Consider the following 12,676-nt stretch of genomic DNA (forward strand, 5'->3'; position numbering starts at 1 on the left):
AAGTCGGGTGGAAGCCCGATAACGGGCGGTGCTATGTCCGCCGAGGGAGGAGATAGATCATGAAGAAGCTGGTTCTTACGACCATGGCGCTGGCCCTGAGCAGCAGCGTCGCCTTCGCCGATACCATCAAGATCGGCGTCGTCGGGCCGTTTTCCGGCCCCGCCGCATTGCAGGGCAAGAATTTTCAGGCGGGCATCGATGCCTGGCTGGCGCTGAACGGCAACACGGTCGGCGATGACACCATCGAGATCGTCTATCGCGACCTGCCGGCCGCCGACCCGGCGCAGTCCGCCGCGCTGACCCAGGAGCTGATCGTCAGCGAAGGCGTGCAGTATCTGGCGGGCTATTATTACACCCCCGATGCCATGGCCGCTGCGCCGATCCTTGAGGAGGGCAATGTGCCGATGGTGGTGTTCAACGCCGCCACGTCGGCCATCGTCAATGCCAGCCCCTATGTGGTGCGCACCTCCTTCACCACCTGGCAGACTTCCACGCCAATGGCGGCCGTGGCGCGCGAGCGCGGCATCAACAAGATCATTACCGTCGTGTCCGACTATGGTCCCGGCGTCGATTCAGAGACCGCTTTTGTGACCGCCTTCACCGCAGCGGGCGGCGAGATCGTTGAATCGGTGCGCATGCCGATGAACACCAATGATTTCAGCCCGATGATGCAGCGCATCAAGGATTCGGGCGCCGAAGCCGTCTTCGCCTTCGTGCCTGCCGGTCCGGCCGCGCTGGGCTTCACCAAGGCCTATGTCGAAAACGGCCTCAAGGCTGCCGGGGTCACGCTGCTCGCGCCGGGTGACCTGACCCAGGAACCCGATCTCACAGCGCTGGGCGACAATGCGCTCGGCATGCTGACCACGTTCCACTATGCGGTGAGCCACGACTCGCCCGAAAACGCCGCCTTTGTCGAAGCGGCCACCAAGGCCATCGGCAGCGCCTCCGAGCTGACCTTCCCGGCAGTCGGCGCCTATGACGGCATGTATGTGATTTCCAAGATGATCGAAGCCACTGGCGGTAACCAGGACGCTGCGGCGGCCGTGGAAGCCGTCAAGGGCCTCAGCTGGATCAGCCCGCGCGGTCCGGTTAGCATCAACCCGGAAAATCGCCACATCACGCAGAACATCTACCTGCGCGAAGTGGCGCTGGAAGATGGCCAGTACATCAACAAGGAAATCCAGACGTTTGAGAACCAGGGCGATCCGGGCTGGAAGGCTCCGTAAGCCACCCCTGCGGTCAGCGGTTCCTAGCCGCTGGCCATACCACCATCGTCATTGCCCGGCTGGTCCGGGCAATTCATTCTCGCATAGATCACCGGGACAAGCCCGGTGATGACGCGGGGCGACAATTACGCCCCATTGAGACAAGCTCGATAGCCACGCCGCTGCTTCGCGGATTTTGGTGCTCAAGCTGAGAGGTTCCTGCTGGTGCAAACCATTTTCTCCATCGCTGCGGACTCCCTGGCTTACGGCATGGTGCTGTTCGTCATTTCCATCGGCCTCAGCGTCACCATGGGGCTGATGAAGGTTGTCAACCTCGCCCATGGCGCCTTCGCCATGATCGGCGGCTATATCGCCTCCTACGCCACCCAGCAGATGGGCCTGCCCTTCGGTATTGCGGTGATGGCCGCGGTGGTCGGCACGGTATTGGTGGCAATTCCGCTGGAGCGGCTGCTCTATCGCCGCATTTATGGTGCGCCCGAACTGACGCAGGTGCTGATGACCATCGGCATCACCTTTGCCATCATCGGCATCGCCAATTTCGCCATGGGGCCCACCCTCAAGACCGTCGCGCTGCCTGCGGCGTTGCAGGGGCCGGTCGACCTGGGCTTTCGCTCCATTGCGGCGCACAAGTTGTTCGCCGTGGCCGTAGGCATTGTCGTCGCCGGCGGGCTGTGGTTTCTCGTCGAGCGCACCCCCTTCGGCGTCCGGTTGCGGGCCTCGGTGGATGATGCAGCCATGGCTGGGGCCCTTGGGGTGAAAACCAAAATCGTCTATGCCGTCAGCTTCGCGCTGGCGATTGGCCTTGCCGCTCTGGGCGGCGTGGTCGGCGCGCAATTGCTGCCCATCGAGCCCTATTACGCGCTGCACTACATGGTGACCTTCCTCGTTGTCGTCTCGGTCGGCGGGGCAGGGTCCATTGCCGGCGCACTGGTCGCGGCGCTCCTGCTGGGCGCTGTGCAGACCACGGCGCGCTACCTGGTGCCCGAATATGGCGAATTCTTTTTCTACCTGGCGGTGATCGCGATCGTCTGCGTCTTCCCCAACGGTTTGATGGGGCGGTCCAAATGAGCGAGTCTGCATTGAATACACCGCACGTCGTTTCCGTGCGCAGCTGGCGCCGGACCGCCATGCAGGACATGATCGCAGTCCTGATCGTTGCCGCCGTTGCGGTGGTCTTGTTCTTCCTGTTTCCGACCAATCTGGCGCTGTTGACGCGGGTTGTGGGCGTGATGCTGCTGGTGCTGTCGCTCGATCTGGTGACTGGCTATTCCGGTGTTGCGACGCTGGGCCATGCCACGCTGTTTGGTGCAGGGGCCTATGCCGCCGGCATCTTTGCCGCCAAGTTCGGCGTCACCGATCCGCTGCTGATGCTGGCCATTGGCGCTGTGGCCGGGGCATTCGCCGGGGCTATCTCCAGTCTTGTTATCCTGCGTGGGCATGGCCTCAGCCAATTGGTGCTCTCGATCGCGGTAGTGTCGCTGGCCCATGAGGCGGCCAACAAGCTCTCGGCATGGACCGGCGGAAGCGACGGGCTGTCCGGGATCTCGCCATCGCCCCTGTTCGGCATGTTCCGCTTCGATCTGTTCGGGCGCACGGCCTTCATCATGGCAGTTGTGCTGCTGCTGGTCGTGTTCCTGGTTCTCCGCATCATCGTCCGTTCGCCCTTCGGCATGCTGTGCCGCGGCATCAAGCAGGACCCGATCCGCGTGCGGGCTATGGGGGCGCCGGTCTATTTCACCCTGGTCAAGATGTATGCCATCGCCGGCGCTGTCGCTGGTTTGGGTGGGGCGCTCTCGGCCATCGCCACCAAGGTGGTCGGGCTCGATAGCCTGTCCTTCACCATGTCGGCCGAGGCAATGGTCATGCTGGTCCTGGGTGGCACCGGCAAGCTGTTCGGCGCCATGGTCGGCACGCTAGCTTTTGTGTGGTTCGAGGATCGCGTCTCGGCGATCAATCCATTCCACTGGCTCACCATTGTCGGCGTGTTGCTGATCGCTGTGGTGCTGTTCGCGCCCAAGGGTCTGACCGGTGCTGCCGAAACGCTGTGGGCGCGGCTGCGGAGGACACGGTCATGACCCTGTTTGAAGTTCGCAATTTGCGCAAGAATTTCGGCGGCCTCGCCGTCACCGATGATGTGTCGCTCAGTCTGGACAAGGGCGACCGCATCGCCCTGATCGGCCCCAATGGCGCCGGCAAGACCACCTTCGTCAATCTGGTCACCGGCCAGCTCAAGCCGCTCTCCGGCTCGGTCCACCTCAATGGCGAGGACATCACCCGCCGCTCGCCGACCCAACGGGTCAAAGCCGGGCTGGTGCGCAGCTTTCAGGTGACGCGGCTGTTTTCCGAGATGACCCCGGAAGAGCATGTGGCGCTGGCGCTGCTGCAACGCATGGGCCGCTCGGGGAGCCTGTTTGCCGACTATCGCGGCATGCCCGATGTGGTGAGCGAAGCCGCCGATATTCTGGGCCTGCTCAATCTGCGCGATATCGCCCAGCAGCCGGTCAGCTCCATCGCCTATGGCCAGCAGCGCCTGCTCGAAATCGCCCTGGCCATGGCGCTGCGGCCCAAAGTGCTGCTGCTCGACGAGCCCGCCGCCGGCGTGCCCAGCTCGGATACCGTGCTGATCGAGCGCGCGCTGGCACAATTGCCGGCCGATCTGGCGGTGCTGATGATCGAGCATGATATTGATTTCGTCTTCCGCTTCGCCCAGCGCGTCGTGGTGCTGGCGGCGGGGGCGATCATTTTCGATGGCACGCCAACCGAAGTGTCCAACGATCCGCGCGTCCGCGAAGCCTATCTGGGGAGTTATGCCGATGAGCGCGGCGTCGCTTGAAATTGCCGGCCTGAGCGCCGGCTACGGCCCGACCCGGATTTTGGAGGATATCAGCTTTGCCGTCCCCGCCGGCGGCCGTCTCGCCGTGCTCGGCCGCAACGGCATGGGCAAGACCACGCTCTTTGCCACCATCGCCGGCCAGACCCGCCGCTATGGCGGCAGCGTGCAATTGGGTGGCGTCGACATCAGCGGGCTTGACGGTTCGGACCGGGCGCTGGGCGGGCTGGGCTATGTGCCGCAAAGCCGCGCCATATTCAAATCGCTGACCGTCGAGGAAAACCTCTTCGTTGGCCTCAAGGATCGCCCCAAATCGGCGATCGAAGAAGCCTACATTATGTTCCCGCGCCTCAAGGAGCGGCGGCGCAATCTCGGCTCGCAATTATCGGGCGGTGAGCAGCAGATGCTGAGCACGGCGCGGACCATTTTGGGTCAGCCGACCCTGTTGCTGCTCGATGAGCCGCTCGAAGGTCTGGCGCCGGTGATTTGCGAAGAACTGATGGCAGCATTCAGTCAGCTTGCTGCAAGCCAAGTCATGACAATTTTGCTGGTCGAACAGCGCATCAAACCGGCCTTAGCCTTTGCCGATGCTGTGCTAATTCTCGAGCGGGGCCGTGTCGCCTGGTCAGGCACTCCGGACCAGCTGAATGCTGAACCCGAAACCGTGGATCGCCTGCTCGGCGTCGGGCATTAGGGCAGGCCGACATAGTTCTCCGCGAGGCTCTGTTGCGCCGCGCGCGACCCCACCAGATAGTCAAATTCCGCCCGCTGGATGCGCCGGCCAAAGCCGCCGGTTTCGGGGAAAGTATGCAGCAGGCTGGTCATCCACCAGCTGAACCGCTCGGCTTTCCAGATGCGCTGCAACACCTTGGCCGAATAGGCGTCGATCCCCGCGGCGGAGCGCTCGACAAAAAATTCGATCAGCGCATCGGCCAAACTCGCCACGTCGCTCATCGCCAGATTGAGCCCCTTGGCCCCGGTCGGCGGCACGATATGGGCGGCGTCGCCGGCCAGAAACAGCCGGCCAAAGCGCAGCGGCTCGGCCACGAAACTGCGCAGCGGCGCGATGGACTTTTCGATCGACGGCCCGGTTTGCAACGCCTCGGCGGTCGCCGGGTTGAGCCGCGCCCGCAATTCGTCCCAGAACCGGTCATCCGACCAGGCCGCCAGATCGGTATCGGTCGGCACCTGCACATAATAGCGGCTGCGGGTCAGCGAGCGCTGCGAACACAGCGCAAAACCGCGTTCGTGATGGGCATAGATCAACTCCTCGGCCACCGGCGGCTGGTCCACCAGCACCCCCAGCCAACCAAAGGGATAGACCCGCTCGAAACTGCTGATGGCCGCCTCTGGCACACTGCGGCGGGAGACCCCGTGATAGCCATCGCAACCGGCGATCATGTCGCAATCAATGCGGTGGGTGATGCCATCCTTGCGATAGGTGACCCAGGGACTGCCAGCAAAATCATGCAGTTGGACGTCTTCGGCCTCATAGATGCTGGTGGCTTTTCGCGCCGCCATCAGGTCGCGCGTCACCTCCGTCTGGCCATAGACCATGACGTGACGACCCACCAGATCGGTGAAATCGATGCGCTGGCGGTCGCCGTCAAAACTGAGTTCGACGCCATGATGCACATGGCCCTCCGCCTGCATCCGGCTCCCCGCCTGCGCGCGTTCCATGAGCTCGATGGTACCCTGTTCGAGCACCCCGGCACGGATGCGGCCGAGCACATAATCCGGGCTCTTGCGCTCCAGGATAACCGCATCGACGCCCGCCAGCTCCAGCAAGCGCCCGAGCATCAGCCCGGCCGGACCCGCCCCAATAATGACCACCTGAGTGCGCAAAGCATTTCCCTCTTTTGCCCACAGCATGGCCATTTGCGCGCCTTTGGTGAATGGACAGAGCGCGCTTTCTATTGGACTATCCGACCATGAAAGCCATTCCCAGCTACGCCCTTTATGGCGAAATCGAATCCGCCAATCAGGATTGGCTGCATTGGGAAACCATCCAGTCGCGCAGCCGGCCGCATGATTATCGGATCGCCCCGCACCGCCATGAGCAGTTCTTTCAGCTGCTGCATCTGACCGGCGGCCGGGCCAAGGTCAGCATCGACGCGCAGCAGCAACTTGTCCCCGCGCCTGCGGTGGTGGTGGTGCCGGCGCTGAGCGTGCATGCCTATGAGTTCAGCGCCGATGTCGACGGCGTGGTGGTGACGCTGATGGACCGCGACATGCGTGAAGCCGGTGAGTTGGCGGCCGGGGTGATCGCCGGTGACGGCGCGGTGGGGGAAGCGCTGGCGCGTTTGATTGCCGAGGCCGATCGCCCGTTACCGGGCCACGTCAGCGCCATGCGCGCGCTGATTGCGCTATTGGTGGTGGCGATCCAGCGGGCCTCCGACACTGTCGAGCAACAGACCAGCAGCCGTAGCCTGCAGCATGCGCAGGCGTTCCGCCGTATGGTTGACCAGCGCTTTCGCGAGACGCGCCGCATCGCCGATTATGCCGCGGCGCTGGGCCTGAGCCAGACCCATCTCAACCGGATCTGCCGCGAGGCGCTGGGCTGTTCGGCGCTGGCGGTGGTCGAGCGGCGGGTGGCGCTGGAGGCGCGGCGGCAATTACTGTTCTCGACTCTCTCGGTCAAGCAGATCGGGGCCGAGCTGGGCTATACCGACCCGGCCTATTTTTCCCGCGTGCTGACCCGGGTGCTGGGGCTGGCGCCCAGCCAATACCGCGAGCAGATCCAGGCCAGACAGTTGCGGTCGCCAACCGGTCGAAATGCCTAGGTTGCCTGGGGCGGATGCCAGTTGGCGTTTACTATTCATTAATAATTGTGTTGTGCCCCTACGAAGAAACGCTATCCTTTGTGACTTGTCTGTTGGGGTAGTCATGACATGCAAGCGGCGCGCGTTTCTTTAGTCTGCAAGAATCCTCTTTTATTAGACGGCATGGCGCACGCGATTGACTCGCATCAGGACTTTTCGGTTATGTCGCGGTCGGAACTGCCGCCGGGCCTCGTCAATTTAACCTCTGTCGATCAACCCGATGTTTGGGTGTTGGATCTGGGCGGTGCCGAATATGTCTTTGATACGATTGCCGAGCTTGCCCGTCTCATCGGACAGCCGAAAGTCATCGTTTTTTCGCATCACTCGAATGTTGAATATGTCATGCGCGTGCTTGATGCCGGCGCGACCGGCTATTTGACCTATGGCTGCGCCGCCGGTGAGTTGCTGGACTGCGTCCGGGCGGTGCTTGGCGGCGAAACCTTCATCACCCCATTGATCGCCACCAAGCTGATTGCTTCGCTGCGCAGCGCGGCCCTGACCAAGGTGACCACCAAGAAGCTCCGGCTCACCCTGCGCGAAGAGCAGATCGTGGCGCTCTTGCGCCAAGGCAAGACCAACCGGGAAATGGCCGGTGAACTCGATCTGAGCGAGAAGACCGTCAAGCATTACATGACGATCCTGATGCAGAAGCTCGAGGCGCGAAGCCGGCTCGAGGTGGTGTTGGCGCTCAAGGATTTTGATCCCTCAAGCGCCATGCCGATCACCCATTTGTTCCATTGATCTGAAGCCCGGACGACGCCATCCGCTATCGCTCCAGCAGCGCCCGGTTGAATTGATCGGTGAGCGGCTTGGTGAGATAGGACATGGCGGTGCGCTGCTCGGTGGATAGATAGACCTCAACCGGCATGCCCGGCAGCAGCACGTCATCGCCCAGCTTGGCCATTTCCGCCGCCGGTATGCTGATGTCGCCGAGATAATAGGTTTCCCCGGTCGCCGGATCGCGGGAGGTGGCGGGCGAGACATGCACGACTTCGCCCTTGAGTTCGGGCGTGGTCCGCTGGTTGAACGCCGAGAACCGCAGCCGGGCCGGCTGGCCGATGGCAACCTGGTCGATGCTGGCCGGGGCCAGCCTGACCTCCACCTTGAGCCGGGCATGCTCCGGCACGATGGTGACGAGGATTTCGGCCGGGCTGATCACCCCGCCAATGGTATGAATATTCAGCTCGTTGACTGTCCCCGAAATCGGCGCCCGAATATCGGTGCGCGCCAGGCGGTCCTCGATGGCGGTGCGGCGGTCCTGCAGTTCCGATAGACGGGTGTCGACTAGGCTCAATTCGCGCTGCGCCTCGGTGCGGCTGTTTTCGTCGATTGAAATGATCTGCAGCCGGATTTCGCTCATGCGGGTTTTGGCGCGGGCAATGGCAGCATCGATTTCGCCGCGCTCGCCCATCAGCTGCGCCTTGTCGCGGTCCGAGGTATAAATCCGCGTGCCCTGCACCAGCCCGGCGTCGGCCAGGGTCGCGAGCTTGGTGTGCTCGATCCCCAGCAGGGTGACTTCCTCGTCCTTGGAAAGGCGTTGCGCCTCCAGCCCCTTGATCTCCTCGCCGATCTGCTCGATGCCCAGCTCCAATTGTTTTTTCTGGCTTTCGCGATTGGCCAGATTGCCGTTGAACAGCCGGGTCTCGCCATTGACGATGAAGGACGCCTCGACATGGCCGAGGTCCAGATCGGCAGGAAACGCGATGGCCTCCAGACCGTCGCGTTCCGACAACAGCCGCGCCTTCCTGGCCGACAGCTCGACCAGTTGGGAATGCACGATCGACAGCTCGGCTTTGGTTTGCGCATCCTCCAGCCGGATCAGGATCTGGCCGGCCGCCACCCGATCGCCTTCCCGCACGGCGATGTCGGAAATAATCCCGCCATCACGATGTTGCAGCGATTTCAGGTTTTGATCGACGGTCACCGAGCCTTGCGCGATCACCGCGCCCGTCAGTTGGGCGGTGGCGGCCCAGCCCCCGACGCCCCCCAGCAGCAGGAAGGCCAGCGCGGTGCCGATGACCACGCGCGAACCGATCCTGAAACTCAAATCCGGTTCGCGGCCCGATTTTCTGGCGCTCATGACGGTACTCCTAGATGGTTGGCGAGCGTTGCTCCCGCTCAGGCCTGCTCGATAAAGACCAGGACGTGACGGCCCTGGATATTGATGGTGGTTTCGTAGAAATCATCGCGGTCGATATCGACCTCGATGATGGTGCGGTCGATTTCGTCGGTGCGGTCCTGACGGTAGCGGATGGCGATGTCGTCATCGTCGATGTCCGCGCCATAGATATCTTCGAAGCGGTCATCCAGCTCATCGAGGACCTCCTCGAAAATATCGTATTTGGACATGCGAACCCGGTCCCCGACGGTGAAATCAAGGATTTCATGAATGGTCGGACTGGCTTGGGGCAGGCTGGGCGCGGGCGTGAATTCGAAGATGTCGGCGCCGGCGCCGCCAGTCAGGGTCAGGCCCGTATCGCCCACGATGAAATGATCGTCGCCACTGCCGCCAATGGCGGCTTCAAAGCCCGATATCGTATCCAAACCGATTTCCACGCCGCAGGCCGTGCCCGTGGCCAGGTCAATCGCCACGCCCTGCGTAGTGGCCGAATAGTCGAGCGTGTCGCAGCCACTGCCGCCGTCAAAACTGTCGTCGCTGCCGTCGGCGGTGGCAATGACATGGTCATCGCCGTCGCCACCTAAGACCACGTCACGACCCTCGCCGTCGCTGAGAATGTCGTCACCAGCGCCGCCATCGAGCACATCGTCGCCCTCGCCCCCAGCAAGGGTGTCATCGCCGTCCCCGCCGGACAGCAGATCATCGCCGCTGCCGCCACTCAGCTGATCATTGCCGGCGTCGCCGAAGAGGATGTCGTCGCCGCTCTCGCCATAGAGGCGGTCATCCCCGGCGCCGCCTGAAAGCGTGTCATTGCCGCTGCCGCCAAAAATGATGTCCTGACCGTCGCCGCCGAACACGATGTCATTGCCGGCCCCGGCGACGATATGGTCATTGCCGCTACCGCCGGCGATCACGTCATGGCCGGCGCGTCCGTCGATAAGGTCGTCGCCATTGCCGCCCACAATGTCGTCGGCGCACATGGTGCCGACCAGCAAATCATCGCCATCGGTTCCGTCGATGACGGAGCGCACGACCGAGAAATGCGCGCTCTGGCTCACCACGAAATCGCCATCGCTGATCTGATAGTCGATGGTCACCGGACCGGGCATTTGGCTATCGCTATGGAACACCCAGCCATCGGCCGATGGCATCAGCACGCCCGACGATACCGTCAGGTTTCTCACCGTCAGCACGTCGCCATCTGGATCGACGGTGTTTTGCAGCAGATCGGCCAGGCTAATCGCCAATATGGCGCAGCTGGTCAGGTCCAGCAAATAGACCGGGCCACTGGTCAGCGGCGAACGGTTTTTCGATCCGGTGTCGTCGTCATCGTCGCCATCCTCATCGTCCTGCAGATCGCTATCGTCGTCGGCTGTCGGCGCTTCGCTGTCCGCAGGCGGGAGCGGCTCCCGCATAGCGGGCGGGGCGACATAAGGCGGCGCGGTGGGGATGATGGGGTTGCCATTGGCATTGTCGTTGGCAGCCGCCACGCGCGGCAGGATCGGCAGTGGCAGTCGCGGAACATCGGGGGCGGGATAGACAAAGGCCGGTTCTGCCTCCGCCAGGATGAATTTTGCGGAGCGGGGCAGGTCCACGAGAGCGCTTGCCGATGCATCGGCGCTGTCCGGCTCGCTGGTCGGGCGGGCTGGCGTATCAGGGGCCATCGCGCCCAGCTCAGTCTGATCAGGCCCGGCCTGGCCCGAGCCGATGGAATTGGCGGGATCTTCTTCCGCCGCCGCCTGACCCGGAAAGATCGATTTGAGATAGACCGCCACGCCCATCAGCAGCATCAGCAGCACGGCCGGTGTCGCCGATTTTTTCTCGGCATTTTTGAGGACGTAACGCTGGGCCGCATCGGGGTCCTTCGGTTGCGTCTTACTGCCAGTGACCTCGATCATGCCGGGCCCCACGCGGCCACCTGGCCCCGTGCCTCCTGCTTCACCTTGGCGGGTGCTTTCGCAGCCGCCACGTCGCGCCGACCGCTCTCGCCGATGATCTCGTCCTTGGGGCCGAATGCGGTCATCCGGCCGTTCTGGATAACCGCCACGACATCGACCGCCGCCAACGCGCTGGGCCGGTGGGCGATGACCACGACGATGCCGCCGCGTTGCTTCACCCCGACAATGGCGGCCGTCAGCGCCGCCTCGCCGTCGCCATCGAGATTGGAATTGGGCTCGTCCAGCAACACCGCAAACGGATTGCCGAACAGGGCGCGCGCCAGCCCGATACGCTGGCGCTGGCCACCGGACAACGACACGCCAAGCGAGCCGAGTTCGGTGCGATAGCCATCGGGCATGCGGACGATCATTTCATGCACGCCCGCCGCCTGCGAGGCTTCAACAATGGTCCTGGCGTCGGGCGTATCGTGCAGACGCGCGATGTTTTCCTCGATCGTCGCGTCGAGCAGGGCAACCTCCTGCGGCAGATAGCCGAGAAACTGCCCCAGGGTCGCGTCATCCCATTGCGACAGCTCGGCATCATCGAGCCGGACGCTGCCGCGCAGCACCGGCCAGACGCCGGTCAAGGCGCGCACCAGCGTGGTCTTGCCGCCACCGCTCGGGCCGATAATGCCCAGCGCCTGCCCGGCCTTCAGCTCGAAACTGACATCGCTCAGCAGGATCCGCCCCGAGCCCGGTGCCGCCACGGTGATGTTCTCCACCTTCAGCGATTTTTTCGGCGCCGGTAGCGTCATCGGTTCGCCGTCCTTGGCCAGCGCCATGGCGGTTTCCTTGAGCCGCGAAAAGGCAGTGCGCGCCTGCACCACGTTTTTCCAGTTGCCGATGGCCAGATCGATGGGGGCCAAAGCGCGGGCCGAAGCCACCGAGGCGGCGATGATCGCGCCGGCGGTGAGGTCGCCCTGGATCGTCAGATAGGCGCCCATGCCGAGCACGGCGGATTGCAGGATCATGCGCAACACGCGCGAAATGGCGCCCAGGGTGCCGCTGATATCGTTGGTGCGGGTCTGCAGCGTCAGGTGATCGTCATTGGCGCGGCCAAAGCGGGCCACCGCCCGTCCGGCAAAGCCCATCGCCTTGAGGATATCGGCATTGCGGGCGTTGGAATCGGCGATGCTGTTGCGGGTGACCCCGGCCTGATGGGTGGCGCTGCTCAGCCGCCTGGTCAGCAATTCGGTGACGATGGCGAGCACGGCGAGCACGAAGGCGCCGCCAAAGGTCAGGGAGCCCAGCCAGGGATGCAGGATATAGACGAACACCAGAAACAGCGGCATCCACGGCAGGTCGAACAGCGCCATCGGGCCCTGGCTGCCAAGAAATCCGCGTACGGTATCCACGTCGCGCCCCCGCTCCAGCGCTTCCGCCGTCGAAAAGCCGAAGCGTGGCATGTCGATGGCAACCTGATGCGCCATCGGCGCAATCCGCCGATCCAGCCGCGAGCCCATGCGGACCAGGATCTGCGAGCGAATGACGTCGAACAAGCCCTGGAACACATAGAGGCCGATGGCGAGCGCCGAAATGGCGAGCAGGGTCGGCACACTGCCGCTGGTCAGGGCGCGGTCATAGATTTGCAGCATGTAGAAGGCGCCGGTCAAAGCCAGCAGGTTGATGATCCCCGACATGGCGAAGAGGAAGACGAAGACGCGGCGAAACCCCTTGGTGAGCCGCTCGACGCTTTTGCGCTTGGTTGCCGTTATGCTGTCTTTGGATCGCATGATGAGCCC

At 63.4% G+C, this 12,676-nt stretch carries 11 protein-coding genes; 7 read left to right on the plus strand and 4 right to left on the minus strand.

Going from position 1 to position 12,676, the window contains the following annotated elements; all coding sequences use genetic code 11:
• The first annotated feature begins 59 nt into the window (after positions 1–59).
• From ACX3OW_RS04755 to ACX3OW_RS04775, 5 genes are all read left to right on the plus strand, one after another.
• Complete coding sequence (locus tag ACX3OW_RS04755) at positions 60–1,226, plus strand: ABC transporter substrate-binding protein (protein WP_459094578.1); 1,167 nt, start codon at positions 60–62, stop codon at positions 1,224–1,226.
• A 204-nt stretch (positions 1,227–1,430) separates the two neighbouring features.
• Positions 1,431–2,294 carry a branched-chain amino acid ABC transporter permease gene (locus ACX3OW_RS04760; protein ID WP_459094579.1) on the plus strand — a complete coding sequence of 288 codons (864 nt, stop codon included), beginning with the start codon at positions 1,431–1,433 and terminating at the stop codon, positions 2,292–2,294.
• Between the two features lie 59 nt (positions 2,295–2,353).
• Positions 2,354–3,301, plus strand: coding sequence for a branched-chain amino acid ABC transporter permease (locus tag ACX3OW_RS04765; RefSeq protein ID WP_459094803.1), 948 nt, complete (start codon positions 2,354–2,356; stop codon positions 3,299–3,301).
• Entirely contained in the window at positions 3,298–4,059 is a 762-nt protein-coding gene (locus ACX3OW_RS04770) for an ABC transporter ATP-binding protein (protein ID WP_459094580.1), read from the plus strand. The genes ACX3OW_RS04765 and ACX3OW_RS04770 overlap by 4 nt, the downstream gene beginning before the upstream one ends.
• Positions 4,040–4,750 (plus strand): ABC transporter ATP-binding protein, encoded by a 711-nt coding sequence (locus tag ACX3OW_RS04775; RefSeq protein WP_459094581.1) that lies wholly within the window; start codon positions 4,040–4,042, stop codon positions 4,748–4,750. The genes ACX3OW_RS04770 and ACX3OW_RS04775 overlap by 20 nt, the downstream gene beginning before the upstream one ends.
• Here the strand turns inward: ACX3OW_RS04775 and pobA are convergent.
• On the minus strand, positions 4,747–5,901 hold the full coding sequence (gene pobA / locus ACX3OW_RS04780) for a 4-hydroxybenzoate 3-monooxygenase (RefSeq protein WP_459094804.1): 1,155 nt from the start codon (positions 5,899–5,901) through the stop codon (positions 4,747–4,749). The genes ACX3OW_RS04775 and pobA overlap by 4 nt on opposite strands.
• Before the next feature lie 86 nt (positions 5,902–5,987).
• On the opposite strand from pobA, the gene ACX3OW_RS04785 reads away from it, so the two are divergent.
• Positions 5,988–6,839 (plus strand): helix-turn-helix domain-containing protein, encoded by an 852-nt coding sequence (locus ACX3OW_RS04785; RefSeq protein ID WP_459094582.1) that lies wholly within the window; start codon positions 5,988–5,990, stop codon positions 6,837–6,839.
• 108 nt (positions 6,840–6,947) lie between these two features.
• Complete coding sequence (locus ACX3OW_RS04790; RefSeq protein WP_459094583.1) at positions 6,948–7,619, plus strand: LuxR C-terminal-related transcriptional regulator; 672 nt, start codon at positions 6,948–6,950, stop codon at positions 7,617–7,619.
• A 25-nt stretch (positions 7,620–7,644) separates the two neighbouring features.
• On the opposite strand, the gene ACX3OW_RS04795 is transcribed toward ACX3OW_RS04790, so the two are convergent.
• Genes ACX3OW_RS04795 through ACX3OW_RS04805 form a run of 3 tightly spaced genes read right to left on the minus strand, consistent with a single transcriptional unit; the run spans position 7,645 to position 12,667 of the window.
• On the minus strand, positions 7,645–8,958 hold the full coding sequence (locus ACX3OW_RS04795; RefSeq protein ID WP_459094584.1) for an HlyD family type I secretion periplasmic adaptor subunit: 1,314 nt from the start codon (positions 8,956–8,958) through the stop codon (positions 7,645–7,647).
• 38 nt (positions 8,959–8,996) lie between these two features.
• Positions 8,997–10,895 carry a calcium-binding protein gene (locus ACX3OW_RS04800; RefSeq protein WP_459094585.1) on the minus strand — a complete coding sequence of 633 codons (1,899 nt, stop codon included), beginning with the start codon at positions 10,893–10,895 and terminating at the stop codon, positions 8,997–8,999.
• A complete protein-coding gene (locus ACX3OW_RS04805; RefSeq protein ID WP_459094586.1) occupies positions 10,892–12,667 on the minus strand; it encodes a type I secretion system permease/ATPase in 1,776 nt (591 codons plus the stop codon). The genes ACX3OW_RS04800 and ACX3OW_RS04805 overlap by 4 nt, the downstream gene beginning before the upstream one ends.
• Between the last annotated feature and the right edge of the window lie 9 nt (positions 12,668–12,676).

The organism is Devosia sp. A449 (genome assembly GCF_054489375.1).